Source organism: Paenibacillus sp. S33 (genome assembly GCF_053615415.1).
On the sequence record NZ_JBSIEZ010000001.1, the window covers coordinates 299,510 to 324,885 of the forward strand.

24 protein-coding genes are annotated in these 25,376 nt (G+C 47.0%); 19 read left to right on the forward strand and 5 right to left on the reverse strand.

Going from position 1 to position 25,376, the window contains the following annotated elements; all coding sequences use genetic code 11:
- Positions 1-5 precede the first annotated feature (5 nt).
- From ACWGXJ_RS01290 to ACWGXJ_RS01330, 9 genes are all read left to right on the forward strand, one after another.
- On the forward strand, positions 6-1,259 hold the full coding sequence (locus ACWGXJ_RS01290) for a cation:dicarboxylate symporter family transporter (protein WP_061831913.1): 1,254 nt from the start codon (positions 6-8) through the stop codon (positions 1,257-1,259).
- A gap of 257 nt (positions 1,260-1,516) precedes the next feature.
- Complete coding sequence (locus tag ACWGXJ_RS01295) at positions 1,517-3,028, forward strand: methyl-accepting chemotaxis protein (protein ID WP_452565988.1); 1,512 nt, start codon at positions 1,517-1,519, stop codon at positions 3,026-3,028.
- A 130-nt stretch (positions 3,029-3,158) separates the two neighbouring features.
- On the forward strand, positions 3,159-3,521 hold the full coding sequence (locus tag ACWGXJ_RS01300; protein WP_061831915.1) for a DUF1304 domain-containing protein: 363 nt from the start codon (positions 3,159-3,161) through the stop codon (positions 3,519-3,521).
- 163 nt (positions 3,522-3,684) lie between these two features.
- A complete protein-coding gene (locus ACWGXJ_RS01305; RefSeq protein WP_452565989.1) occupies positions 3,685-5,304 on the forward strand; it encodes an ABC transporter substrate-binding protein in 1,620 nt (539 codons plus the stop codon).
- A 72-nt stretch (positions 5,305-5,376) separates the two neighbouring features.
- A complete protein-coding gene (locus tag ACWGXJ_RS01310; RefSeq protein ID WP_452565990.1) occupies positions 5,377-6,327 on the forward strand; it encodes an ABC transporter permease in 951 nt (316 codons plus the stop codon).
- A 4-nt stretch (positions 6,328-6,331) separates the two neighbouring features.
- Positions 6,332-7,177: an ABC transporter permease gene (locus ACWGXJ_RS01315; RefSeq protein WP_061831917.1), complete on the forward strand. Its 846-nt coding sequence runs from the start codon at positions 6,332-6,334 to the stop codon at positions 7,175-7,177.
- Positions 7,178-7,252: 75 nt separating this feature from the next.
- Positions 7,253-8,290, forward strand: a complete 1,038-nt coding sequence (locus tag ACWGXJ_RS01320; protein ID WP_452565991.1) for an ABC transporter ATP-binding protein — start codon at positions 7,253-7,255, stop codon at positions 8,288-8,290.
- Entirely contained in the window at positions 8,283-9,245 is a 963-nt protein-coding gene (locus ACWGXJ_RS01325; RefSeq protein WP_452565992.1) for an ATP-binding cassette domain-containing protein, read from the forward strand. The genes ACWGXJ_RS01320 and ACWGXJ_RS01325 overlap by 8 nt, the downstream gene beginning before the upstream one ends.
- Before the next feature lie 49 nt (positions 9,246-9,294).
- Positions 9,295-9,750 (forward strand): hypothetical protein, encoded by a 456-nt coding sequence (locus ACWGXJ_RS01330; protein ID WP_452565993.1) that lies wholly within the window; start codon positions 9,295-9,297, stop codon positions 9,748-9,750.
- A gap of 71 nt (positions 9,751-9,821) precedes the next feature.
- Here ACWGXJ_RS01330 and ACWGXJ_RS01335 read toward each other — a convergent pair whose 3' ends face one another.
- Entirely contained in the window at positions 9,822-10,436 is a 615-nt protein-coding gene (locus ACWGXJ_RS01335; protein ID WP_235306960.1) for a hypothetical protein, read from the reverse strand.
- Entirely contained in the window at positions 10,429-11,304 is an 876-nt protein-coding gene (locus ACWGXJ_RS01340) for a hypothetical protein (protein WP_254327271.1), read from the reverse strand. The genes ACWGXJ_RS01335 and ACWGXJ_RS01340 overlap by 8 nt, the downstream gene beginning before the upstream one ends.
- Before the next feature lie 167 nt (positions 11,305-11,471).
- Here ACWGXJ_RS01340 and ACWGXJ_RS01345 point away from each other — a divergent pair, with 167 nt between their 5' ends.
- The 4 genes from ACWGXJ_RS01345 (at position 11,472) to ACWGXJ_RS01360 (ending at position 15,308) form a co-directional block, all read left to right on the forward strand.
- A complete protein-coding gene (locus tag ACWGXJ_RS01345; RefSeq protein ID WP_134903574.1) occupies positions 11,472-12,029 on the forward strand; it encodes a GNAT family N-acetyltransferase in 558 nt (185 codons plus the stop codon).
- 249 nt (positions 12,030-12,278) lie between these two features.
- Positions 12,279-13,577 (forward strand): ABC transporter substrate-binding protein, encoded by a 1,299-nt coding sequence (locus tag ACWGXJ_RS01350; protein WP_452565994.1) that lies wholly within the window; start codon positions 12,279-12,281, stop codon positions 13,575-13,577.
- Positions 13,578-13,615: 38 nt separating this feature from the next.
- Positions 13,616-14,488, forward strand: coding sequence for a carbohydrate ABC transporter permease (locus tag ACWGXJ_RS01355; RefSeq protein WP_061830759.1), 873 nt, complete (start codon positions 13,616-13,618; stop codon positions 14,486-14,488).
- The gene (locus ACWGXJ_RS01360; RefSeq protein WP_452565995.1) at positions 14,478-15,308 is read left to right on the forward strand and encodes a carbohydrate ABC transporter permease; all 831 of its coding nucleotides are present in this window, start codon (positions 14,478-14,480) and stop codon (positions 15,306-15,308) included. Before ACWGXJ_RS01355 ends, ACWGXJ_RS01360 begins: the two co-directional genes overlap by 11 nt.
- Positions 15,309-15,318: 10 nt before the next feature.
- Here ACWGXJ_RS01360 and ACWGXJ_RS01365 read toward each other — a convergent pair whose 3' ends face one another.
- On the reverse strand, positions 15,319-16,155 hold the full coding sequence (locus tag ACWGXJ_RS01365; protein ID WP_069290861.1) for a helix-turn-helix transcriptional regulator: 837 nt from the start codon (positions 16,153-16,155) through the stop codon (positions 15,319-15,321).
- A gap of 138 nt (positions 16,156-16,293) precedes the next feature.
- Between ACWGXJ_RS01365 and ACWGXJ_RS01370 the strand changes: the two genes are divergently transcribed.
- Positions 16,294-17,580 carry a Gfo/Idh/MocA family protein gene (locus ACWGXJ_RS01370; protein ID WP_452565996.1) on the forward strand — a complete coding sequence of 429 codons (1,287 nt, stop codon included), beginning with the start codon at positions 16,294-16,296 and terminating at the stop codon, positions 17,578-17,580.
- 111 nt (positions 17,581-17,691) lie between these two features.
- Here ACWGXJ_RS01370 and ACWGXJ_RS01375 read toward each other — a convergent pair whose 3' ends face one another.
- Positions 17,692-18,531 (reverse strand): carbonic anhydrase, encoded by an 840-nt coding sequence (locus ACWGXJ_RS01375; RefSeq protein WP_452565997.1) that lies wholly within the window; start codon positions 18,529-18,531, stop codon positions 17,692-17,694.
- 224 nt (positions 18,532-18,755) lie between these two features.
- On the opposite strand from ACWGXJ_RS01375, the gene adhP reads away from it, so the two are divergent.
- Complete coding sequence (gene adhP, locus ACWGXJ_RS01380; protein ID WP_061830749.1) at positions 18,756-19,772, forward strand: alcohol dehydrogenase AdhP; 1,017 nt, start codon at positions 18,756-18,758, stop codon at positions 19,770-19,772.
- 78 nt (positions 19,773-19,850) lie between these two features.
- Here adhP and ACWGXJ_RS01385 read toward each other — a convergent pair whose 3' ends face one another.
- Entirely contained in the window at positions 19,851-20,216 is a 366-nt protein-coding gene (locus ACWGXJ_RS01385) for a winged helix-turn-helix transcriptional regulator (protein ID WP_069292048.1), read from the reverse strand.
- A 187-nt stretch (positions 20,217-20,403) separates the two neighbouring features.
- Here ACWGXJ_RS01385 and ACWGXJ_RS01390 point away from each other — a divergent pair, with 187 nt between their 5' ends.
- The 4 genes from ACWGXJ_RS01390 to ACWGXJ_RS01405 all read left to right on the forward strand — a co-directional run bounded on the left by ACWGXJ_RS01390 (position 20,404) and on the right by ACWGXJ_RS01405 (position 25,327).
- Positions 20,404-21,600: an MFS transporter gene (locus ACWGXJ_RS01390; RefSeq protein WP_322161812.1), complete on the forward strand. Its 1,197-nt coding sequence runs from the start codon at positions 20,404-20,406 to the stop codon at positions 21,598-21,600.
- Positions 21,601-21,631: 31 nt separating this feature from the next.
- A complete protein-coding gene (locus ACWGXJ_RS01395; RefSeq protein WP_250259846.1) occupies positions 21,632-22,474 on the forward strand; it encodes an aldo/keto reductase in 843 nt (280 codons plus the stop codon).
- 172 nt (positions 22,475-22,646) lie between these two features.
- Positions 22,647-23,669 (forward strand): LacI family DNA-binding transcriptional regulator, encoded by a 1,023-nt coding sequence (locus ACWGXJ_RS01400; RefSeq protein WP_452565998.1) that lies wholly within the window; start codon positions 22,647-22,649, stop codon positions 23,667-23,669.
- Positions 23,670-23,851: 182 nt separating this feature from the next.
- A complete protein-coding gene (locus ACWGXJ_RS01405) occupies positions 23,852-25,327 on the forward strand; it encodes a glycoside hydrolase family 32 protein (RefSeq protein WP_452565999.1) in 1,476 nt (491 codons plus the stop codon).
- Positions 25,328-25,376 lie beyond the last annotated feature (49 nt).

Here is a 25,376-nt window from a genome sequence, read left to right on the forward strand (position 1 = left end):
ACGAAGTGAAAAAGATTAATTTGACGATGCAAATCTTTATCGGTCTGGCTTTAGGTATTATTATTGGTGCCTTATTTTACGGCAATTCAGGGGTGGAAGTCTACTTAAAGCCAATCGGCGATATTTTCATCCGCTTGATCAAGATGATTGTCGTGCCTATTGTGATCTCAACGCTCATTATCGGCGTAGCCGGCGTCGGAGATATGAAGAAACTGGGTAAACTCGGCGGAAAGTCGATCCTTTACTTTGAGATTGTAACGACAATCGCCATCCTTTTCGGACTGCTTGTTGCCAATCTGGTTCGACCAGGTGACGGCGTGGACATGTCCCACCTGGCCAAGAGTGATATCCATTCCTATGTAGAGACTGCAGAGAAGTCAGGCCATAGCTTTATAGATACGATTGTGCATATTGTTCCTACCAATGTTATTCACGCCCTGGGCGAGGGAGATATGCTGGCTATTATATTCTTCTCCGTACTGTTTGGACTAGGGGTAGCGGCGATTGGTGACAAAGGCAAGCCTGTGCTGAATTTCTTTGAAGGCGTAGCCGACGCTATGTTCTGGGTAACCAATCAGGTCATGCGCCTGGCTCCGTTCGGTGTATTTGCCCTGATTGGAACGACAGTGGCCAAGTTTGGATTGGCCTCGTTATGGCCTTTATTGAAGCTTGTTTTGTCGGTGTACGGCTCCATGATACTGTTCATTGTGATTGTTTTTGGAATTATCGCCAAGCTTTGCGGTACCCGTCTCTGGACCATGGTTAAAATTTTGAAAAGTGAGCTGTTGCTTGCATATTCGACGGCCAGTTCGGAAAGTGTTTTGCCTAAGATCATGGAGAAGATGGAGAAGTTCGGATGTCCTAAAGGAATTACGTCCTTTGTCATTCCGATTGGGTATTCTTTTAATCTGGACGGTTCCACCCTGTATCAGGCACTGGCTGCGATTTTTATTGCCCAAATGTATGGCATTGACCTCCCAATCACGACACAAATCACGCTGGTGCTAGTTTTGATTATTTCATCTAAAGGTATTGCAGGGGTGCCAGGTGCTTCCTTTGTCGTTTTGCTCGCTACACTTGGAGCAGTGAACCTCCCGCTGGAGGGGTTGGCTTTTATTGCTGGTATTGATCGCATTCTGGATATGGCGCGTACGGTAGTCAATGTATTAGGTAACTCGCTTGCCGCTGTGGTCATGTCCAAATGGGAAGGCCAATATGATAAAGAAAAGGGCGAGGAATACGTTGCTTCAATTAAATAAGATGCAACGAACTGAATAATTGCCAGAAAGAGCACTTTTGCGAAGTAATGCGAAGGTGTTCTTTTCATTTCCAGACTTATTAAGACCTTTCCTTTTTCGATATTTTTCGATGTTTTATGTATGAATATATAGGTATATGGACATAAAAATGATTCTTATTACCTATGCTATTTTAGATTTATTTATAATGATTCTTAATAAAATTCCGATATTAAACTATATCGTTTTATATATTGGCTTAGAAGGGAAGAGCATATATGTTTCTTAAAAAAAATGAGACCCACTCACTTGCTCCTTTAGTAGAAGAAAGCCGCAAACTTTCACAAAGAATACAGCAGAAGGATTATTCTGCCGCAATACAAGTTTCATCCCAATCTTCCGAGGTTCAAGAAATCGCAAACAATGTCAACCAAGCGCTTGAGTCCATGAAAAATGATGCTCAACATGTTGACATCCGTCTGAAGCTTGTTACCAAGGCTATAGAGATTGGCTTATGGGACATGGAGGTGGTTGCGGGTGATCCCGTCAATCCAAGTAATACGTTCACATGGTCAGAAGAATTTCGTGCTATGCTGGGGTATCAGAGCGAAAAGGACTTTCCCAATGTATTAAACAGCTGGGCATCCCGGCTGCACCCCGAAGATCATGACAGAGCATTGACCGAATTGTCGGATCATTTGCTGGATTTTACGGGAAAGACGCCTTATGACGTACAGTATCGTTTGAAGCTGAAGCATGGAGAATACCGCTGGTTCCGGGCTACCGGAACGACGATCCGCGATCAGCAGGGAGTGCCGCTTCGGATTGCGGGCGCTCTATTGGATGTGCACGACCAGAAGATTAAGTCTGAAGAGTTGGAGGCCATGGTTACAAGATACGATCTCATTAACCTTGTGCTGGTAGAGGCTCCTTACGATGTAAACATTATTGGAGGAAATATAGAAAATCCGGATAATACATTTTGGTGGTCACCGCAATTCCGCGCAACGCTAGGCTTTAAGGACGAGCAAGATTTCCCAAGCAAGCTTAGCAGTTGGGCTTCAATCCTGTATCCTGAGGATGCCGAAATGGCGATTAAGATTTTGAATGATCATTTAAATGATTATACGGGACGCACACCGTACGAAATGGAATGCCGTTTAGTACGTAAGAATGGCGAGCATCGGTGGTATTATTGCAGTGGAAAAAGCATACGCGATAGCAAGGGAGTGCCTATTCGTATTGCGGGTACCATTCGTGATATCACTGTCGAAAAGGAAAAGCAGGCTGTCGCGGATGAGCTGACGCTCAAAATCCAGCATCTCTCCGATTCCATTACGGAAATGGTGAACGGCGTTAACTCGGTTAGTAACCAGGCGCAGGAGCTAGCAACGGCTCAGGAGCAATCGACAGAGGCGGCGAATCAAGCCAAAGTCAGTGCAGAAGAGACGCAAAACATTTCCAACTTCATTAAAGAGATTGCGAATCAAACGAATCTGCTGGGTCTGAATGCCGCCATTGAGGCATCGCGTGCGGGCGAGCAGGGACGGGGGTTTGCGGTAGTTGCAGATGAAGTGAGAAAACTCGCCATACACAGTGCTGATGCGACCGGAAATATCGAGACTAGTCTGGACGAAATGAAGACACTCATCGAGCGGATTTTGCACAATATTGGTAATATGTCTACGCTGACACAAACACAAGCCGCGCTAACGCAACAAGTGAATGCATCTACAGACGAGATCAACAGCATGTCCAAAGCTTTGTTGGATTTTGCAAGAACGATGTAAGGCTTCATGTAGAAATGAGACCGGGCCTTAGGCTCGGTCTCTTTACTGTTTTTGGAAGATGAACTATACTTTTCGAGGATAGATCTAAAAATCACCTCATAGTAACTTTATGTGGAAAAGAGGAATATACTTGAGCTTACTTAGTTCAATATTGGTCGGAATTGTAGCTCTGGAGCATGTGTACATTCTAATATTGGAAATGTTTCTGTGGACGACTCCGCGGGCGATGCGTACGTTCGGCACCTCGAAGGAGCTGGCGGAAGCAAGCAAATCCTTGGCTGCAAATCAGGGGCTGTACAACGGCTTTTTGGCAGCCGGATTGGTGTGGGGCTTGTTCTATCCAGATACTGTGTTCGGGCGGCAAATCCAATTATTCTTTGTCATTTGTGTGGTAGTGGCTGCGTTGTATGGTGCATTAACTGCCAATAAGTCTATTTTATTAAAGCAAGGCCTGCCTGCCATCCTGGCACTAATCAGTTTGTGGATACTCTGAAGACAAAGACACCCTTAACGGGTGTCTTTTTTCTAGATTCGATCACATAATGTCTGGAATGCTAATGACAAGGGGAATAAACAGTTTTTGACCGATTGTAAATCCGACTATTCCGATTTATAATAAATTTATTACATACTAAGAGGACACGGGGGCTAGAGCGATGCGTCGTAATTTGACTGGTGTATTGGTATTAATTGTATTGATGTTGGTTATAAGTGCATGCTCCAGCGGGAATTCTGGATCTACGTCTGAGACGAATGGGAATACGCCCAGTACAGCTACCACAACAGCTGATAACGGACAGCCTAAAGATGGCGGCAGCCTGATCATTGGCGTACAAGCTGATCCGGTGGTGCTGAATCCGAATTATGCGGGGGATCGGGTAAGTCTGACGATAGATCAGGCGATATTCGCACCATTGTTTCAAGTGAACAATGGCAAAAAGACATTTTATTTGGCAGACAGTCTGACTCCTTCAGCAGACAAGCTGACTTATACACTAAAACTGAAAAAAAATCTGACTTGGCATGATGGCGAGAAGCTGACAGCTGACGATGTTGTTTTCACCATTAACAAAATTTTGGACGAGAAGCAGCACAGCTTTTTGAGAAGTAATTTTATGGTTAATGGCAAACCGGTTCAGGCGAGCAAGGTTGATGATACAACGGTGGATTTCAAGCTTCCTCAGCCAGCTCCTGCTTTTGAGGCAGCACTGGTACAGGTATCCCCGATTCCGAAGCACATTTTCGAGAATGAAGCGGATATTGAGAAGAGTACAAAAAACAACTCTCCGATTGGATCTGGCCCTTTCAAATTTAAAGAGTACAAAACCGGTGAGTACGTTACACTCGAACGGTTCGATAACTATGTTGGCGGAAAGCCGCATCTGGATTCAGTAACATACCGGATTGTTAAAGATTCAAATGCTGCGAATTTGGCCCTTCAAAATGGTGAGATCAATGTAAACTATCTCGATCCGCAAAATGTGGAGACCATTAAAGCAACAGATAAGTTTGACATTTTCCCTTACAGCGAAGGTCGCTTGGCTTATCTGTTGTTTAATGAAAACAGTGATACAAAGCAGTTGAACAAAAAAGAAGTACGGCAGGCGCTTTCTTATGCATTGAATCAGGATGAATTGATTCAGGTATCCTATGGCTCCAAGGATTATGCAGATACTGCAAAATCTGCTCTGACACAGGACGTACTGTATCACACGAACGACGTTGCATTTTTCAATAATGATGTGAACAAAGCAAAAGAACTGCTGAAATCGGCTGGAGCTGAAGGACTGAAGCTGCGCATTATCATACCGGGCGGCAACAAGGTTCAGGAAGCACAAGCGCTGTATATTCAGCAGAAGTTCAAGGATATTGGCGTTCAGCTGGACGTGAACAGCATGGATTCCTCGGCATGGTCGCAAAAATTCGTCGATACGAATGCCAAGGACTTCGATCTGGCGATCAGCGGCTATATCATGGGGTATGATCCTGACGCGTATCGTATTTTATATAGCACCGGATCATCCTCCAACTATTCGCATTATTCAAATAAAGAAGTGGATCAGCTGCTGGAAGAGGGCGCGGGTGAGTCGGATACGACTAAACGTGGAGCAATTTATAAAAAGGTACAAGAGCTGCTGGCTGAGGATGCTGTCATCTACCCGATTGCTTACACCAAGACTATTGTAGCCTTCGACAAGCAGTATGGCGGTATTGATCAGGCTGTGTTAAAGCCGGTCGTGATTTTCGAGGATTTGTCCAAAATTTATCACAAATAAGACAGGGTTTTCAAAAATAAGCTGGGCTAACCAGCTTATTTTTTTCGAAAACAGCAAGGGGAAGGGAAACGTATGAGACAACTCATCGCCAGAAGGTTGCTGCAAGTTATACCGATGCTATTTTTTGTGTCCATCGTCTGCTTCGGCTTGATCAAGCTGGCTCCAGGTGATCCGGTTCTCTCTTTTGTTACACCGAATATGCATCTGGAAGACATTGAACGAATGAGGCATAGCTTGGGGCTGGACCAGCCTGCTTATGTGCAGTACATATTATGGCTTAAAAAGAGCCTGACGGGTGATCTCGGCTACTCGCTAATTAATCACCAGCCTGTGCTGGATCAGATTCTCGATCGTCTGCCGGCTACAGCCGGGTTGATGGGTGCATCCATCATATTGGCTGTGCTAATTGCGATTCCACTCGGTTTGACGGCTGCGGCTAATCGGAATCGCTGGATCGACAAGCTCATTAATCTGATGTCGTACATCGGAATTTCTGTTCCGCTATTTTGGCTCGGTATTTTACTTATTTATTTGTTTGCCATTTATCTGCATTGGCTTCCGAGTACAGGAATGCGTACCATCGGTACGGACTCGGTGCTAGATGTAATCAAGCATGGGATTTTACCCTGTTTTGTACTAGCCTTCGGCTTTCTGTCTGTGTATGTGAGGTACATCCGTTCCAGCACGATTACGCAGCTCAAGGAAGAGTATGTGCAGATTCAATACGCGTTCGGATCTGGAAAAAGACTGGTTTTGTTTCGACATGTGCTTAAGCATGTGCTGTTGCCCATCATTACGCTGCTCGGAATGTCGGTTGCGGACCTGGTGGCTGGAGCCATTGTGACGGAGACGGTATTTTCCTGGCCGGGCATTGGCTCGCTGGGCATGACGGCGGTAAAAGGGATGGATTATCCCGTCATCATGGGGATTACTTTATTTTCCGCTCTGCTGCTGATCATGGGTAATCTGCTTGCGGATATCTTGTACAGCATTGCGGACCCGAGAATTAAATCAACGAGGTGAATTCATGAATCGGAGCAAATGGCGCAACATCGGGATCGAGCTGATGACGAGCAAAATGGGCGCCGTCGCTCTCATACTATTGATCGTATTCTCGCTGGGGGCGATTTTCGCATTTTTATCGCCGCAGGACCCGAATAAGTTGAACGTGCTGGAGCGTCTCCAACCACCGGGAGCGGCACACTGGTTTGGGACGGATGATTATGGGCGGGACTATTTTACAAGAGCACTGTACGGCGGACGTGTATCATTGCTGGTAGGCTTCGCGTCCATGATTATTGCGACCAGTATTGGTGCAGTGGTAGGGGTTGTGAGCGGGTATTTTGGAGGATGGATCGACAATCTGCTTATGCGGGTTTTGGAGCTGATCATGTCAATTCCGTCATTCTTGGTTATTTTGCTGCTGAGTGTGTTTTTGAAGCCAGGCGTCGGCAATATCATTGTCATTATCGCCCTGCTCATGTGGATGAACATTGCCCGGGTGGTCCGTGCAGAGACAATGACGTTGCGCGAACGGGAGTATGTACTATATGCCAAAGCTTCGGGACAAAGTACGTTGGGTATTATTATGAAGCACATCGTACCGAATCTGATTCCGGTAATTATCGTAGGGGCGACGAACAATATCGCTTCAGCGATTATGATGGAATCGTCACTGAGCTTCCTTGGCTTTGGTGTTCAGCTGCCGAACGCTACGTGGGGCAGTATGCTGAATAATGCCCAGGGATATATTGCACAGGCCCCATATATGGCATTATTCCCGGGTCTACTTATTTTACTGACTGTGCTGAGCTTTAATGTTTTGGGAGATGTGCTGCGTGTAGGCTTTGAACCCAAATTAGTAAAACGATGATTCATAGTTTCATAGATTCATAGTACAGGTCCATTACAAATGGCTCCAGGAGCGACAGGAAGGAGCGAAAACACAATGACAGAACATCTACTGTCCGTCGAACAGCTGGAGGTCTCCTTTTTCACTCGTGAAGGGGAAAATCAGGCAGTTCGAGGGGTTAGTTTTCATATTGATGCTGGAGAAACGGTAGGAATCGTAGGAGAATCCGGGAGCGGCAAAAGTGTTACAGCGAAAGCGATCATGTCGATGATTGCCCCGCCGGGCAAGCGACTGAACGGCGATATCCGTTACCGGGGACAAAGCCTGACCGCTCTGACGGAAAAGCAATGGCGCAAAATACGCGGAAACCAGATTGCAATGGTTTTTCAGGACCCGATGACCTCGCTGAATCCGGTCAAAAAGGTTGGCTATCACCTGGTTGAGGTGATTCGTAGACATCAAGGACTGAGCAAGGAAGCGGCTACGCAAGCAGCAGTAGAACTGCTGCGACAAGTAGGCATTACCGAGCCGGAGCGCCGAATGAACCAATACCCGCATCAATTCAGCGGCGGGATGCGCCAGCGGGTGATGATTGCCATGGCGCTCTCGTGCAGCCCGGAGCTGCTGATTGCAGATGAGCCGACTACAGCGCTGGACGTAACGATTCAGGCGCAAATCTTGGAGTTGCTCAAGACGCTAAAGCAGCAATCCGACATGTCGATTGCTCTGATCACCCATGATCTGGGCGTCGTCGCCCAGGTGTGTAGTCGTGTCATCGTCATGTACGGCGGCATGGTGATGGAGGAGGGACGCGTGGACGATATCTTTTATCGTCCGGGCCACCCGTATACGCAGGGCCTGCTGCGTTCTGTGCCCCAGCGCACGAACGGTTTTCGCGAGCGGCTGGTGCCGATTGAGGGCACGCCGCCGGACCTGCTGAACCCGCCATCAGGCTGTCCGTTCATGGAACGGTGCCCATATGCGTTTGCCCGCTGTGTAGAGCGGCCACCGATGGTGGAGCTGCGCCCGGATCAGCGAGCAGCCTGCTGGTTGAACGAGCCGGACGCAGTGCCTGCTGGAGTCTACGAGACGCCCGAAGCGGGCCACGCGGAAGGAGGGAATAACGGTGAGTGAAGCAAATGATGTATTGGGTGAGCATCAGCCCTTGGTGGAGGTACACCAGCTTAAGAAGCATTTTGTGACCGCAAAGGATTTGTTAGGGCGTAGCTCTGAGGTGCTCAAGGCGGTGGATGGCGTGAGCTTTCAAATCAAGCGTGGCGAGACGTTCGGACTGGTCGGTGAGTCAGGTAGTGGGAAATCAACGGTTGGACGCTGTCTGACGCGATTATACGATTATACAGAAGGTACGGTACGCTTTGACGGTCAGGATATTTCCAAGCTGAACGATAAACAGCTCAAGCCGCTGCGTCGGCGCATTCAGAGCATTTTTCAGGACCCATATTCCTCTCTTAATCCGGGTATGAACGTGCTTGACCTGATCGGTGAGCCGATGGATATTCACAGACTGCATCAGGGCAGTGAGCGTAAGGATGCTGTAGTGGCTTTGCTTGAGAAGGTAGGGCTGAAGCGGGAACATCTGTATCGCTACTCGCACGAGTTCAGCGGCGGGCAGCGCCAGCGGATTTCCATCGCTCGTGCTCTCTCCGTGAACCCCGAGTTCATCGTCTGTGACGAGCCGATTTCGGCACTGGATGTGTCCATTCAGGCGCAGGTCATTAACACGCTGGAGGATCTCCAGCAGGAGTTCGGGCTGACGTATCTGTTCATCGCCCATGACTTGTCGATGGTGCGACATATTTCAGACCGAATCGGTGTGATGTACCATGGGCGACTGGTAGAAGTAGCCGATGCAGATGAACTGTATGAGCAGCCCGCTCACCCCTACACGCAGGCGCTGCTATCCTCCATCCCTGTGCCTGATCCGAGAGCGGTCGGAGAGCAAGGGGGACTGGGAGGAGGCTTGGCCCAACCAGACGGTTCATTAGTATGGGACAAGGATAACAACAGTGCAACCGAGCTGAGAGAAATCAGTCCCGGCCATTATGTAGCATACCCGGTTAACCTTTAGGGTTAAGAGCGGTTGTATGATGTGCATGACCCAAAGGAGGTAAAAAACGATGACTGAATCGACGAAAAGAGTACGTATTTCCCAATGGGACGCGCTCTTGCTGGAATCATTACGCTCTTTAGGCTGGTCCCAAGAGGAATTAATCCGTCGGGTGCAGCAAAATGAGCTGCCAACGGACGGACCATCCGATTTTGATTATACAGAGCTTGTCACCGGGCTGGCGTCCCAAGAGCCGGAAGTGTTTGTCAGCGCGGTAACGGATGGATATCAGATCAAGTACAATACGATCCGGGGCATTCGTTCGTGGATTGCCGTTGCGTTCGGGCGGGAGCCTGAGCTGTCACTGGAAGAAGGAAGCGAAGCCGTTACATCCGAACTGACGAAGGCTGAGTATGATCGGCTGGAGAGAGTGCTGTCGTTAGGATGGTTCATCCAGGAAGTACGTCCCGCGGCGGGCGAGACTTCAGGATTATACCGAATTGTGCCTGCTTCACAGACGAATTAAATCATGGGGATGGAGTAACACCATTCACCAGAAATGGAAACGAGCCGACCGTGAAGGCCAGCTCGTTTTTTTTAATGCAATCCTTCTTCATCTTTTTTATTCAGCATAACCAGACTATTGTGAATAACCCGTGTCATGCAGTAAAAGCAGGCCATTCTGGCGGTTTGCATTATAGCTCCCAACAACATGGACATCGATTCCATATCGGAAAAGTGTCGGATAAGAATCCGATTAATAATTCCTTCACCAAACCAGACAAAATATAGCGGAACAATCATCTTTTGAATATAACGGGCTTTGCGCTCCAATTCGGGGTGGAGCGCAAAGTACCTATAAATATGGGTGAATGTATTAGAGAATCCCCACAAGTTAATAAAAGGAATCATGCGAGCAATGGCTCCCACGGTACGAATCGGATAATCGGAATGCTTTTGCCGGATGGCTTTATGTACTTGAACTAGCCAGATCAGATAGGTTACAAAACACAAGTAGTACAGCACAAAGCTAAAAACTGTAAATTTTTGCTCCAGCTCGTATAGATGATCATAATAAAAATCATTTGCGTAGATATACACTAATGTAAAAATAAGGATGATAAATTCGCCTATAGTGCCCACTGCTAGTAAGGCTTGATGTACGCTGCCAGCTGTCTTGGATGGGAATGCTTTGGAATCTGGATCATTCAAGATGTACTTCCTCCCAATCTAGTTGCTTCAAATACACGATAGCATCCTCCAGTGTTTCTACGGGGATAATGCGTAACTTGAGTCCATGCTCCTTTTGAACTCGGGCAGCCTCTGCTTCGTTGCCTTCCTCACCGTACCATTCATAATCTGCCGGTACGAAGAATAGATCAACCTTTGCCGCCTCGGCTCCCAGCAGCTTTTGCTCCAGCCCACCGACCGATCCGACATCTCCGTATTCTTCCATCGTGCCAGAGCCTGCGATTTTGTGACGTCCGCCATCTGAAAAGTCGATATTATTGGCTTCCTCATACAGTCCGATACCTGTCATCAGACCCAAGGAATTCCCCGAAAGATCCTGCAAATGAGTCAATAGCTCCGCATAGCGAGCATCCTCCAATTTGTTAAGATTCGAGAAAGTCGCCGTAGCCCCAGCTGTGTCGCTGTCTACGCTTAATTCCGTCGCTGCATGTACGGCTTGCATGGCAGAATATTTTAGCGTGTCCGTCTCTGTAAGGTCCTTCAAATAAGAGTCCACTTCATCAGGGGCAAGAGGTTCAAATTTAATCGCTCCCCCAGATACATTTTCACTGGAATATACATTCCAACGCTCCAGGAGATTGTTAGCAATACCCGTTTGCACAGACGCAAAAAACACGCTTCCCTGAACGCCAAGATCTTTGACCGGATGCATTTCTCCCTGCAAAATATACTGCGCAGGCATAGGCCTTGTTCCAATAAAGGCAGCGATAGCGGGGATCAGCAGCAGCGCGAAGATGAGTATACGTTCTTTGTTTATGCCAAATATCTTTTTGAGGAGATATGGATTACGGCTTGGCACCTCATTCACAACCTTTCCAACTGTTCTCATACGGATATCATCGGTTGAAATGATTAGAAAGGTTACATTTTTCACCATAAATGACCGATAAGAGTATAGTAGTATTCATATTTTTTACGCTCTGCCAGATCATCAGACGCTCATTTTTTATGCTATATTTTATACATAAGGAAAATTAGTGAGAGTTGAGGTGCAGCATGACATCAATGAATATTGTCGAATCATCCGTCAAACCAGGATTAATGGCTTTTCAGGCAAGCACTGAAGATCAGGAGCAGGTTCAGGAGTTAATTTTAAAGACGGCCAGATGGCTGCACAGCAAAGGCTCTACGCAATGGGGACGCTTACTAAAAGGAAAAGATGATCATAACCTAGGCGGCGCTATTGCACGCGGAGAAGTGGTTATTTTCCGAGCATCAGAGGATCATAGCCTGGCAGGCGCAGTGATCTTGCAGCAGCAACCCAGTGCATGGGACCGTAAGTTGTGGGGACTAGACGAAACGGATTCTGAGGGAGGAACCTCAGTATATCTGCATCGTTTGGTTGTGGATCGCGATAGCACCGGGAAGGGGCTAGGCCGTGAGCTGATGCAATGGATTGAACGAGGCATCCACTTCACAGGCAAGGATCGAATCCGTTTAGACTGTATTGCGGGCAATGACAAGCTTAGCGAGTTTTACAGACAATGCGGTTATACGTATATAGGCGAAACGAACGGCTATAATATTTTTGAAAAGATGCTAATAAAGTCATAGAAAACGGAATCTACTGAAGAAAACGAAAGAAGGAAGCAGGTGATCTGCATTCTTCTTTTTTGCTGTATAGCCCTTTACTTTCTCTTGGTCACTGTCATATCAGAGCCCCCAAAAGAAAAAAAATTTATATAAAAATGAAAATGGGGATATCGCGCCTCCCCCTCCTACATATGATGATAGGGAAAGTTTTGTAAGCGCTTCAAAAGAAGGATGACATACAACCATGCGAAGCTACAGGAGGCGGTTAAGGTGGACAATTACATGAGCTGGATAAAGATTGGATTTTTCCTCAGCGTTCTGTTTTTACTTGCAGCGGCATGCAGTACCTCTCCCAAAATAGAGGAGACAGAAGGGCAAAAAGTGCGACTTACGATGCAGGCTTGGGGTAATCCTGCGGAGGTGAAGGTGTATCAGCGGGCGCTGGATGCATTTGAAAAGGAAAACCCAAATATCGAGGTTAAGCTGGTGCCTGTACCGGGAGACCAATATGAGCAAAAGCTGTTGACACAGCTTCAGGGAAGTCGCGGACCGGATGTGTTTTATTCGTATGAACCGACGATTGCGCGTTTGATCGGGGCGAAGCAGGTACAGCCTTTGGGTGAGTTTTTAAAAAGTGATGCGAGTGATGTGAAGGCTGAGGATTTTCCGGAAGGATTGTGGGGACCGGCAAAGCGTGATGGGGAAATTTATGGGGTCACTCCCGACTCCAACCCGATGGTCATGTATTACAACAAAAAGGTATTTAAGGAAGCAGGCGTGAAGACGCCGCAAGAATACTATGACGAAGGCAAGTGGAACTGGGACGCCTTTGAGGAGGTTACATCCAAGCTGAAGGCAGCCGGAAAGCAGGGTTATATTGCGGAAAACTGGTGGGCTCACTGGTATTCATGGGTGTGGTCGAATGGCGGTCAGATCTTTGATGAACAAGGCAAATATGTGCTGGACCACAATGAAAAGGGCAAGGAAGCCTTCGGTTTTATGTACGATATGGTGAAAAAGGGAAATGCGGTATATCTCGGCTCGCTTCCCAAAGGGCAAGGGGCTGACGCGATGTTCATGTCCAATCAAGTCGGTATGCTGGCGGCGGGAAGATGGCTGGAACCCTTGTTTAGTCAAAATAAAAGCCTCGACTTCGATTATATCTACTGGCCATCCAATACCGGTAAGAATGAGCCCGTTGCCATTCCGGTTGCCTATGTAGCTGTAAACAAAAATAGTCCGCATGTGCAAGAGGCCATGAAGTTGGCAGCATTCTACGTCTCTGTTAAGGGGCAGGAGGCCCGGCTGGTTGAAGGTGGGAATGCCATGGGTACGCTTGCTGCCGCAGATGAGAGCATTATGAAAAAGGCGACAATTGAGCATTCAAGCTATTTGACCGAAGGACGTAACATAGGGCATGCTCATGGATCTGCACTGGCCTATGATGCTCAGGTGCCAGGGCTGAACTCGGATATCACGGAAACCATCGACCTGATGTTCCTGGGCAAGCAGGATGCTACGGCAACCATTGAAAAGTTGAATCAGATCATATCCAAGGCGGTCAAGTAGGCACGGGATGGGCCGTGACCGGGGAGGAAGGTGACAAGATGCAGAAAAAGCATCAAGCGCTGTGGGGCTATCTATTTATTGGCCCCCAGTTTTTGGGTCTGTTATGTTTTTCGCTGTTGCCGTTGCTATATGCGCTTTACTTAAGCTTTGTAAACTGGGATGGATTTGGCGTACCTTTGTTTGTCGGCTTGGACAATTTCAAGGGCCAATTATCTGATCCTGATTTTTGGAAGGCCCTCATCAATACGATGTACTATATGGTGCTGGTCATTCCGGCGGGGATTATATTGGCTCTGCTCGTAGCCATCGTGCTCAACAAAGTGAAGGGCAAGGAAATTTATCGCTTGTTCTTTTTCATGCCTGTCGTAACCAGTTCGGTATCGGTTGGTGTCATCTGGATGTGGATACTGAACGGCGAATTTGGCATTTTAAATCATCTGCTGCGAGCGATTGGGATTACAGGCCCGATGTGGCTTACTGATACGCAGTGGGTGATTCCGTCGATTGCGCTTTTGAGCATATGGCTGGGACTGGGATATAATATGGTCATTTTTCTGGCAGGACTCCAGGGTATCTCCAAAAGCTATTACGAGGCAGCCGAAATTGACGGGGCCAGCAAGTTCCAGCAGCTAAGGTATATTACATTGCCGCTGTTGTCACCGACGACCTTTTTTGTGACCATCATGATGGTCATCAGTTCTTTTCAGGTGTTCGATCAGGCGTTTGTCATGACGAATGGAGGGCCAGCTAAAGCAAGTTATACACTGGTGTACCACATTTATGATCAGGCGTTCATTGACTTCACGATGGGAGAAAGTGCTGCGGCAGCAATGATTTTGTTCGTGATCATTCTCGTATTTACACTGCTGCAATTTAAAATGCAAAAGAGGTGGGTGCACTATGGAGATTAGTTCCAGAGGTAGGGTATTCCTGCGCCATGTGCTGCTCGCTGTCGGCTCTTTAGTCATGTTTTTTCCATTCCTGTGGACTGTTCTCAGTTCCCTGAAGGATATTTCTCAAATTTTCGTCGTCCCACCTCAATGGATTCCTGATCCGTTCGTATGGAGCAACTATCCAGCATCGCTGGAAGCGATGCCCTTCGTGCAGGCGTATATGAACAGCTTTTACATTACGGTGATCATCGTAACTGCGACACTGATTAGCGCGTCTATGGCGGCGTATGCTTTTGCTAAAATCCGATTTCCGGGCTCGAATATACTGTTTATCTTGTTCCTCGCAACGATGATGGTGCCCAAGCAGGTGACGATGATTCCGCTATATTTGGTGATGGATCGCATCGGTTGGCTGGATACGCATTGGTCGCTGATCGTACCTGGAGCCTTGTTTAATGCATTCGCAGTGTTTCTGCTCCGCCAGTTCGTCATGGGTATCCCACGCGATCTGGAGGAAGCGGCAGTAATGGATGGGGCGGGCTACATTCGTATTTACTGGAGCGTCATCCTGCCACTCATTCGTCCGGCATTGGCGGCGATAGGGATTTTCACCTTTTTGGGTGCCTGGAACAGCTTTCTTGATCCGCTTATCTATCTCAATACACCGGAGAAATTCACGGTTCCGCTTTTACTTAACAATTTCAAAGGGTTATATACCGCTGATTGGTCACTGATGATGGCGGGTACCACCATTTCTGTCGTCCCGGTGCTAATCGTCTACATCATTGCCCAAAAGCAAATTATTGAAGGCATCACCTTGATAGGAATTAAGGGGTAGGGGCATCTCTCTACTCCTTTTTGTATTTTTTTCGGTACTGTAGTGGGGTGTGCCCAGTAAGGTGCTTGAATACACGACCAAAGTGAGCGATGCTGTCAAAACCCGTTTTTTCAGCAATGGAAGTCACTTTCCAGCTCGTTTCTCTTAAATACGCCCGAGCCTGCTGGACCCGCACATCCTGAAGATATTCTACTAAGGTAAAACCTGTTGTCTGCTTGAAAATACGGCATAAATACGTGCTGCTAATATAAAAATGCTCAGCCAGCCGATCTAGCGACAGGCTCTCGTCATAATGAGCATGCAGGTATGCGATGACCGAGTACACGCGCTGCTGCTTTTCGCTACGTTCCGGTGCAATGGTATCGGCAGTGGCCGATTGTATGCGCCGGATACGGATAAGGAGCTGGAGTAGCAAGCTCTGGAGATATAGCTGGCGGTAGGCATGTTCTTGGTGGTATTCATCTAGCATTTGCCGGAATAGGTGTTCCAGCTCGCATTGTTCTTCCGCGGAGGGGCGAAGCAGAAAGCTTTTCTCTGGCAGAAGAAGCTGGTTCTGATCGCTGGAGGGAGAGACGGTCATTGACGAGGCTGCAAATTCTTCATCAAAGTTAATCAAAATCCGTTCATGGCTACCGCTACCCTTGTTACTCGTACGGTGAAAATCATGTTTGCTGATCCAAATCAGATCGCCCTTCTGGAGGGCGTATACCCGTTGATTAATGTAGTAGTAGCGCTCTCCTGCCAGCAAATAATAGATTTCGTGCGCTTGGTGGACATGGTCGGCGGACATGCTGAATGGCACCTTCCGCAACGCTTGCTCGATGGCAAAACGGGGTGTAGCGATCATATCGATAGTCTCCTTTAGTGAAAGAATACATAAGGATAATATATGTATATTTTACGGGAAAAATCATAATAAAAGCGAAGATTTTGCTCTTTCTTATACTATAAAATAAAAGCAATTCATGTAAAGGGTGTGAACCAATTGGCTAAAATCAAATATGCACTTGTGGGTACCGGAGGAAGAGCCGAATTTTTTTACGGTGAAGTTGTTACCGTTTTCAAAGATACCTCGGAGCTGATCGCGTTCTGTGACGTCAATCAGGCGAGAATGGATTATGCCAATCGGCTGCTGCAGGAGAAATACGAGCATGAGCCGATTCCGACCTATAAAGCTCACGAGTTTGATCGGATGATCGCGGAGACGCAGCCGGATATCGTCATTGTCACGACCATTGACCGGGTACATCATCGGTATATTATCCGGGCGATGGAGCTGGGCTGTGATGTCATTTCTGAGAAGCCGATGACGGTGGATGAAGATAAATGCCAAGACATTTTGGATGCCATAGACCGCACGGGACGGAAGCTACGCGTCACCTTTAATTACCGCTATGCGCCGCATAATACGAAAATCCGTGAGCTGATCATGGACGGAACGCTCGGAGAGGTGCTGTCAGTCAATTTCGAATGGCTGCTGAATACACAGCATGGCGCGGATTATTTCCGTCGGTGGCACCGGGACAAGCGCAATAGCGGCGGTCTGCTGGTGCATAAATCGACGCATCATTTTGATCTGATGAACTTCTGGCTTGGCTCGAAACCGGAGACGGTGTATGCGATGGGGGATCTGAAATTTTACGGACGAGAAAATGCGGAGCAGCGTGGCGTGACGGAGTTTTATCAACGGGCTTACGGCAGCAAGGCAGCGGAAAATGACCCCTTTGCGCTACACCTGGACCGTAACGAGCATCTAAAAAGCATGTATCTGGATGCTGAGCATGAGGATGGTTATGTGCGGGATCAAAGCGTATTTGGTGACAATATCAGCATTGAAGATACGCTGAGTGTCATGGTGAAGTATCAAAACAAGACGGTAATGAACTATTCGCTGAATGCTTACATGCCTTGGGAGGGCTTTATCATCGTATTTAACGGCACGAAGGGACGGATGGAGGTTCGGGTATCCGAGCAATCCTATGTTAATTCCGGTGGCAGCAAGGCAGATGAGGGTGCGCTAAAAGAGAAGACCATCACCATCTATCCCCACTTTGCAGCACCTTATGAGGTCGAAGTGGAGGAAGGCCAGGGTGGTCATGGCGGAGGAGATCCAGTTATGCTGCGTGATATTTTTGATAAGCCGGCAGAGGATCGGTTTCATCGTGCGGCCTCACATATAGACGGTGCATGGTCCATTTTAACAGGCATCGCCGCCAACCGTTCTATGCGTACAGGTCAACCGGTGAAGGTGGAGGAACTGGTGCGCTTGTAATGAGCAGTAAATTTAATACCGAAAAGCCCCCTCTAACTAGATGAATAGAGGGGGCTTTTCGGTTGTATTTATATATAGAATGCACCTTACATCTTACGGCACTTTATTTTATTATTTATCGGCAGTCAGTTCCCGGGTTCCCAGTTGTTGTACAGGACGATGGTTATCGGGAAAAATGGCAGCAAACTGGTTGATTTGGTCTGCGGACATTTCAATAGGCTGCTCCAGCACTGTCCAATTTACATGTTCTGTGCATGGCGGGGTAGTCAGCGATCCATTGTAGCGAACGGAGTGCAGGTCTTTTGGCAGCAGCGCAGCGAGATCTATTTTTTCATCTAGAGCCGCCGCTTCTTGGGAATTATCTTTCGGTAGTTTGGACCAAATGCGGTTGAAAGCCTTGTTTTCTTTGCCACTTTGGATAAGGACTCCTAAGACAGCTGTGCTTCCGTTGTCGCTTTGATGGACAAAATGAAGCTCCATTTCAGCATTTTTACCATCTATTTGGTGTTCGCTCGGGTGATGAAAATGAAACTGCTTTAAAGTGAATTTAGTACCGTCCAGCATGATGCTATTGCTGGCATCGGCAACATTGATTTGCACAGTGTGCCCATTGTTCAAAATGGATGCTTTCGTATTAGTGTAATGAACTTGCAGCGGTTGCTGCGTTTGCGATGCTTCCAAATGGGTATGCTCTATATTGACAGGAGATTGTTCGTGGCCGTTACCACAAGCAACAAAATCTTTTTCCAGCTCTCCCCAATGCTCCGGTCCCTGATCTCCTTCATAAGACCAGTGCGGGCTTTTTTGAACAACCGCATGAGCGTTGGTAGCTGATAAGGATGAAGTGCTGGTGGTACTAGAAATGGCGGGCTGTGAATTGCATCCTGTTACTGATACAACCAAGATAATGGCAAATATGCTGAACAGGCAACCTTTCCAGTTTTTTTTCATGTTTCTTTATCCTTCTTCCAAATAGAGTATGTGAAACTTTTTACATTGTAAATTATTGTACAAAGTTCCTACAAGGGTCCAAGGACTTAGAAAGAAGCATTTTTCGATTAAATAGTTTTAAGTTAGTAAGTTAGATTTATGTTTGTCCTTTTTGGGCAAGAGTTACTATAATAATGGAGTGTGCATTACAAAATAATTCCATATTATTTAAAGGAGAGATCTACATGAAAGCAGCAATTGTTACAAAAGACAAGAAAGTCAGTGTAGAAGAGAAACCTTTACGCTCCCTGAAGCATGGGGAAGCGTTAGTCCAAGTCGAGTATTGCGGAGTTTGCCACACAGATTTACATGTAAAAAATGCAGATTTTGGTGATGTCACAGGCAGAGTTCTGGGGCATGAAGGTATTGGGAAAGTCATTGAATTAGGTGAAGGAGTAACCAGTCTTAAGATTGGTGATCGCGTAAGTATTGCCTGGATGTTCCAAAGCTGCGGTCACTGCGAATATTGCCTAACCGGGCGGGAAACGCTGTGTCGTGAAGTTAAAAATGCCGGATATACGGTAGACGGTGCAATGGCAGAGCAATGTATTGTCACAGCTGACTACGCGGTCAAAGTACCAGATAGTCTTGATCCTGCCGCTGCAAGTAGTGTAACTTGCGCAGGGGTTACCACATATAAAGCAGTTAAAGTAAGTGAAGTCAAACCAGGACAATGGATCGGTATCTTCGGCATTGGTGGCTTGGGTAACCTGGCTGTGCAATACGCCAAAAATGTATTCAATGCTAAAGTTGTAGCCTTTGACATCAGTGATGAAAAACTAGAACTGGCCAAACAAATTGGTGCTGACTATATCGTTAACAGCATGAAAGAAGATCCGGTCGCTCGAGCTAAGGAGTTAACAAACGGTGCTGGTCTGGATGCAACCGTGGTTACTGCTGTTGCCAAAACACCTTTCAACCAGGCCATCGACGTTGTGAAGGCTGGCGCGCGTGTCGTAGCTGTAGGTCTCCCAACCGATAAGATGGATCTGGACATTCCACGTCTGGTTCTGGACGGCATTCAAGTTATTGGCTCCTTGGTCGGCACTCGTGAAGACCTTAAAGAAGCGTTCCAGTTCGCTGCAGAAGGTAAAGTTGTCCCTCTTGTACAAAAACGTCCGCTCGAAGACATTAATGAGATCTTCGAGGAGATGGAGCAGGGCAAAATCCAAGGACGCATGGTCATTGATTTCACAAATTAAAATGATGTCCAATTCGTAACCCTTGGAATTCGGAGAGAGAAAGCGCCTGCTGATGTATTGCGGGCGCTCTTTTTGGCTTTACAAATTATTCAGAATGTTATCTTCCAAAACCGCAGATTTATCCCCATATTCTTTAATAATATGTCTTTCTCCCCAAGCACAAAGAGAATCTAAAATGCCTTTCAGACTACATCCATATTCACTAAGCTCGTACTCCACCTTGGGTGGAACCTGATTATAGCTAATCCGATTGACAATGCCGTCTTCCTCTAATTCACGAAGCTGCTGAGTCAGCATTTTTTGTGTTATGGAAGGCATCATCCGTTTTAATTCGCTTGTCCGCATCTTTCCATGTGTCAAATGACACAGAATGACGCATTTCCATTTCCCCCCGATCACCTCTAACGTCGCCTCAACAGAGATATTGTATTTTTTCTTCCCCAATGCCGATCCCCCCATGTGTATCGCTTCTGTTATACATACCTTAACAGCCTGTTTTAATTAAAAAGAACTTTATTTAGGGTACTTTTTAGTGCCTATATCACTAAAAAGTACGTACTGTTCATATTTGCTTGAATAACTCATAATAACATCTGCTGGTCGAAGATTTCTATAGATAGGAGTGAAAAACATGTCGCCAGAATCAAAACGAAGTATATGGCCATTACTGGCTTTAGCCGTAAGCGCCTTTGCGATTGGGACAACTGAGTTCATCAGCGTGGGACTGCTTCCCCTGATTGCTGAAGACTTGCACATATCTGTAACGATGTCTGCACTAACTGTAACGCTGTATGCATTAGGGGTCACCATCGGGGCACCTGTCTTGACCTCATTAACATCAAGTGTTCCCCGTAAAACGTTGCTGCTGTGGATCATGATTATATTTATTGCAGGCAACAGCCTCGCTGCGGTCTCTAGCGGAATTGCCTTGCTGCTGATTGCACGTGTGATCTCGGCGTTCGCTCATGGGGTGTTCATGTCCATCGGTTCCACCATCGCGGCCGATCTTGTGCCGGATGATCGGCGAGCGAGTGCGATTTCCATTATGTTCTCCGGGTTGACCGTAGCCACGGTTACAGGCGTACCTTTGGGTACCTACATTGGGCAGCAATGGGGTTGGCGGGCAGCGTTTATGGCGATTGTGGTCGTCGGTGTAGTGGCACTCATCGCCAATCTGATTTTGCTGCCATCTACGCTGCGCAAAGGGAATAAGACTCCTTTCCGCGAGCAGGTCAAACTGGTTACCAATGGTCGCTTGCTACTCGCATTTATCATTACAGCTTTGGGGTATGGAGGCACATTTGTGGTGTTTACTTATTTATCTCCATTACTTCACGACATAACCGGATTTCAGCAAAGTACGGTAACGTTTATACTTTTGCTATATGGAATTGCGATTGCCATCGGGAATGTTATTGGCGGAAAAGCAGCAAACCGCAAGCCGCTTTCAGCTTTGTTTTACATGTTTCTGATTCAAGCAGTGATCCTGTTTCTCCTGTTGTTCACGGCACCTTTTAAAACGGCAGGACTGATTACGATCTTCTTTATGGGATTGCTTGCGTTTATGAACGTGCCCGGGCTACAGGTATATGTCGTCATGTTAGCCGAACGGTTTGCACCCAAAGCTGTCGATGTTGCTTCTGCTGTTAATATTGCAGCTTTCAACGCAGGGATAGCCATCGGAGCTTATGTAGGCGGGGTTGTAACGGATTCACTCGGTCTCATTCATACGGCCTGGATCGGGAGCATTATGGTTTTCGTTGCGGTTTTGCTCACAGGCTGGAGTCGTATGCTCGAAAAAAGGGATACAACCCCCATTACAGGTTAAAGCTTTTAAAAAATAGAGAGGAAGATTCAAAATGACACAAAACTTACAAAGCACAACATTGTTAAACAACGGAGTTCGCATGCCTTGGTTTGGCATCGGGGTATTTAAAGTGGAAGAAGGTTCGGAGCTGGTCGATGCTATAAAGGCTGCTGTAAAGCATGGCTACCGCAGTATAGATACAGCTGCAATCTATGCGAATGAAAGCAGTGTAGGGCAGGCTATTCAGGAAGCCCTTCAGGAAAATAACCTGTCCAGAGAAGAACTGTTCGTCACGTCCAAAGTGTGGAATGCAGATTTAGGCTATGAAGAGACACGAGCCGCTTATGAAGCCAGTCTGGACAAGCTGGGTCTGGACTATCTGGATCTATATCTGATCCATTGGCCAGTTCAAGGAAAGTATAAAGAAGCTTGGAGAGCGTTGGAATCCTTGTATAAAGAAGGACGGATTAAGGCCATTGGAGTCAGCAACTTCCAGATTCATCATTTGGAAGATCTCATGAAGGATGCTGAAATCAAGCCCATGATCAATCAGGTGGAATTCCATCCACAATTAACGCAAGCCGAGCTGTTGCAATTCTGTCAAAAGAACGACATTCAAATGGAAGCTTGGTCTCCGTTAATGCAAGGCCAATTGCTCGATCATCCGGTACTGCAAGACATAGCGACCAAGTACGGCAAATCGGTGGCGCAAGTGATTTTACGCTGGGATGTGCAGCAGGGAGTTGTCACCATTCCCAAGTCTACCAAGGCGCATCGGATCGTCGAAAATGCCGACATTTTTGACTTCGAACTGACGCGCGAGGATATGGATCGAATTCAGGCGTTAAATGCCGATCTTCGGGTAGGTCCAGATCCGGATAACTTTGATTTTTAAAATTACGTTCATCATGAGACGCCGTTTCCTTCTTCACTGAAGGGACGGCGTTTTGTTTGTGCATGATGGGTCTGGAGCTACAGCAATCCAATCCCGCCATATGGTATTATAGGGTTATGTGAAAAGAGACGTTTTGGAAGCTTGTGAATACGAAAAATCTCCGGGGGACTTCATGAATAAGACGATTGCAGATATAGCCCAAATGGCTGGCGTATCCAAGAGCACGGTATCCCGTTTTTTGAACGGCGGGTCTGTCAGCGTGGATACGAAACGAAAAATTGAAAAAGTGGTTAAAGCCACGGGCTATGTGCCCAATGCCTTTGCCCAGAGTCTTAAGGCAAAGCGGACCAACATCATCGGCACCGTTGTGCCGCGTCTGGATTCTTTTGCGACATCTCATACGCTGATGGGGATTGATGAGGAACTGCGTTCTCAGCATTATCAGATGCTGATCTCTAATACGAGCCAGGATGTACAGCGTGAAATCGAAGCCATTTATGAGCTGGGAAGACAAAAGATTTCGGGTATCATTTTGCTGGCTGCTCAAATTACAGACGACCATCTGACCGCGATTCGTGACATTGGTATTCCGGTGTTGCTGGTGGGCCAGCAGCACGAGCAGCTTCATAGTCTTATCCATGATGACTATCGTGCAGGATATGATATCGGAACGTACGTTTTGTCACAGGGACATCGCGAAATTGCCTACGTTGGTGTTACTGAAAAGGATGTTGCCGTCGGTGTGCAGCGCAAGGAGGGCTTTAGGCAGGCTGTTCGCGATGCATTGCCTGCTGAGTCTCATACGGACGATGCGATGCGAGCAGCAGGGTATGATATCAGATACTATGAGACCGGATTTAAAATGTCCGATGCACGGATTGCTGCATCCGCCATTTTGGACCATTTCAAGCCAACGTTAATGGTGTGTGCTACAGATAATATCGCGCTGGGCGTAATCAATGCGGCTTATTCCAGAGGGATTGTCATCCCGTCGGATTTGTCGGTAACTGGCTTTGGGGGATACGATATTACGGAGGTCATTCACCCTGCCCTGACAACCGTTCAATATCCGTATATGGAGGCTGGACGTGTAGCAGCGCAAAATATTATGCGGCTGGTAGAACATAAAACTGTAGAAAAAGTGACGGTCATGAATTATTCCCTGATCGAAAGAGAAAGCGTTGACAAACGCTGAACAAGTGGATTATAATTTCTTCGAAACCGGTTCCATAGCATTCGGGCACAAATGGAATCGGTTGCAAATCCATGGATAGTATATTTTTTTAATCGTAAGGGAACCGGTTCCGATGAATATTTTTTTCATTGAGTTGGAACCGGTTCCTGAAGCGAAAGTTTTAATAAAAATGAGGTACACCTATGAAAATGACAAGAGAACAAAAGTATCGAATGATCGAGCAGGCAGAACCCGGTGAAATAGCCAGCTTGAAGGAGAAAGTGGAGCAATGTCACTGGCGGCAGGCATTTCATATCCAGCCACCGACAGGTTTGCTCAATGACCCCAATGGCTTTTCATATTACCAAGGTGAATACCACTTATTTTATCAGTGGTTTCCGCTCGGAACGGATCACGGGATGAAATATTGGTATCACCTGAAATCTAAAGATTTGGTCACATGGAATAGTGCGGGCATTGGCATCGCACCTGGGGATTATTTTGATTCACATGGGGCTTATTCGGGCAGCGCACTGGAGCATGAGGGCAAGTTATATATGCTGTATACGGGAAATGCACGAGATGAAGACTGGATCAGACATCCTTATCAATGCATGGCTGTTATGGACGAGAATGGTCACATTACTAAATGGGAGCACCCCGTTATTTCCAATGTGCCAGAAGGGTATACAGACCATTTTCGTGATCCCAAGCTATGGAAAGACGGCGATAGCTTTTACTGTGTGATTGGTGCCCAGAGAACGAATTTAACAGGCTGCGCCGTCCTCTACCGATCAACCGACCTTCGTACGTGGGAGTTTGAGGGAGAATTGTGTACAGGCCTGGAGTCGTTTGGCTACATGTGGGAATGTCCAGATTATTTTGAACTGAACGAAGCGGGAGTCTTGATCTTTTCTCCTCAGGGCTTGGAGCCTTCTGGGGATGAAAATCGCAATATTTATCAATCGGGCTACGTAATCGGCAAGCCGTTGGATACCGGAACAAGAACACTGGAGCACGGTGCATTCCACGAGCTCGATAGAGGCTTTGACTTCTATGCGCCACAGACGATGATTGACCCACAGGGGCGGCGTATTATGGTGGCATGGATGGGCCTGCCGGATATCGAATATCCCACAGATCCGAACGGATGGGCTCATTGTCTGACATTACCAAGGGAGCTTACGCTTCATGAGGGCAAACTCTTGCAGCGGCCGATCCCTGAGCTGACTACGCTGCGTAGAAATCGTGAGGATCGGGTAGCTGACACGTTATTCTCAGAGAGCAAAACCTATGAAGGATTTACAGGTACGGCCTATGAGCTGATTTGTGAGGTAGATCTTTTGAGCGCTAAGGTGTTTGGTATTGAATTCCGTGCGAGTGAGACTGAGAAGACGGTGATTAAATATAATGCCGTCAGTCGCAAACTTGTATTGGACCGTTCGCAATCAGGTGAGCCTGTAGCCACTTCGTATGGTGAGGTACGGCAGTGTTCATGGGATAAGGATCATATCAAACTACATTTGTTTGTAGATGCGTCTTCAGTTGAGATTTTCGTCAATGATGGGGAAGAGGTGTTCACCAGTCGTATTTTTCCGCATCCAGAGAGTGACGAAATACGCTTTTTTGCCGACAAGGGAGAGGCTCTCTTCCAGGCGGTAAAATGGGATTTTACATGAGTAGGCTAAAACATCAAGTGGTTCGTTAATCATCAAACATAACGGAATG

Coding starts and splice junctions, on each gene's coding strand:
- ACWGXJ_RS01295 (WP_452565988.1), top strand. CDS start 1,517: ATGTTTCTTAAAAAAAATGAGACCCACTCACTTGCTCCTTTAGTAGAA.
- ACWGXJ_RS01305 (WP_452565989.1), top strand. CDS start 3,685: ATGCGTCGTAATTTGACTGGTGTATTGGTATTAATTGTATTGATGTTG.
- ACWGXJ_RS01310 (WP_452565990.1), top strand. CDS start 5,377: ATGAGACAACTCATCGCCAGAAGGTTGCTGCAAGTTATACCGATGCTA.
- ACWGXJ_RS01315 (WP_061831917.1), top strand. CDS start 6,332: ATGAATCGGAGCAAATGGCGCAACATCGGGATCGAGCTGATGACGAGC.
- ACWGXJ_RS01320 (WP_452565991.1), top strand. CDS start 7,253: ATGACAGAACATCTACTGTCCGTCGAACAGCTGGAGGTCTCCTTTTTC.
- ACWGXJ_RS01330 (WP_452565993.1), top strand. CDS start 9,295: ATGACTGAATCGACGAAAAGAGTACGTATTTCCCAATGGGACGCGCTC.
- ACWGXJ_RS01340 (WP_254327271.1), bottom strand. CDS start 11,304: ATGAGAACAGTTGGAAAGGTTGTGAATGAGGTGCCAAGCCGTAATCCA.
- ACWGXJ_RS01345 (WP_134903574.1), top strand. CDS start 11,472: ATGACATCAATGAATATTGTCGAATCATCCGTCAAACCAGGATTAATG.
- ACWGXJ_RS01355 (WP_061830759.1), top strand. CDS start 13,616: ATGCAGAAAAAGCATCAAGCGCTGTGGGGCTATCTATTTATTGGCCCC.
- ACWGXJ_RS01360 (WP_452565995.1), top strand. CDS start 14,478: ATGGAGATTAGTTCCAGAGGTAGGGTATTCCTGCGCCATGTGCTGCTC.
- ACWGXJ_RS01365 (WP_069290861.1), bottom strand. CDS start 16,155: ATGATCGCTACACCCCGTTTTGCCATCGAGCAAGCGTTGCGGAAGGTG.
- ACWGXJ_RS01375 (WP_452565997.1), bottom strand. CDS start 18,531: ATGAAAAAAAACTGGAAAGGTTGCCTGTTCAGCATATTTGCCATTATC.
- adhP (WP_061830749.1), top strand. CDS start 18,756: ATGAAAGCAGCAATTGTTACAAAAGACAAGAAAGTCAGTGTAGAAGAG.
- ACWGXJ_RS01390 (WP_322161812.1), top strand. CDS start 20,404: ATGTCGCCAGAATCAAAACGAAGTATATGGCCATTACTGGCTTTAGCC.
- ACWGXJ_RS01395 (WP_250259846.1), top strand. CDS start 21,632: ATGACACAAAACTTACAAAGCACAACATTGTTAAACAACGGAGTTCGC.
- ACWGXJ_RS01400 (WP_452565998.1), top strand. CDS start 22,647: ATGAATAAGACGATTGCAGATATAGCCCAAATGGCTGGCGTATCCAAG.
- ACWGXJ_RS01405 (WP_452565999.1), top strand. CDS start 23,852: ATGAAAATGACAAGAGAACAAAAGTATCGAATGATCGAGCAGGCAGAA.